At 71.6% G+C, this 546-nt stretch carries 1 pseudogene; it reads left to right on the forward strand.

The features are described 5' to 3' along the window. Positions 1-546: pseudogene (locus tag A5622_RS29735) on the forward strand (hypothetical protein); the annotation flags it as partial.

Below are 546 nucleotides of genomic sequence, written 5' to 3' on the forward strand. Positions count from 1 at the left end.
ACCCACTCGCCGCGATGCCGAAAACCCGACGCGGTCGAACCGGTGTCCACGGGCACCACCGCGCCCCGTTGCGGCGCAACGCCTTTGGACCTGGCGGGGGCGGCGCTGGTGGAGCCGGCGGGTCCCGCTGGTCGCGGCGGTCGGCGCTGTCACCGGCGCCGCGACGCACTGGTACTACAGCACCCTCGGGCTGGCCAGCGAACCGCCGCCATGGCAAATGTGGCTGTGGACCACGTTGGCGGGCTCGGCCGTCGCGGTCGCAGTCGCCAGCTGGCGCCGCGCCGGGTGGTGGCGACGCAATGTGTGCGTGTTCGCGGCATCGTTCTGCCTGTTGAGCGCGGGCCTGACCATCAACGCGTGGCTGGGATATTTTCCGACCGTCTCCGCCGCCTGGGGCCAGCTGACCAATGGACCGCTGCCGGACCAGACCGATTTGCGCGCCGCCTACACCGCCAGGTCCAAAGGCGTTGCGCCGCAACGGGGCGCGGTGGTGCCCGTGGACACCGGTTCGACCGCGTCGGGTTTTCGGCATCGCGGCGAGTGGGT

The sequence above is a fragment of the Mycobacterium sp. 1245801.1 genome, from assembly GCF_001673055.1.
GTDB classification, from domain to species: Bacteria; Actinomycetota; Actinomycetes; order Mycobacteriales; family Mycobacteriaceae; genus Mycobacterium; species Mycobacterium europaeum_A.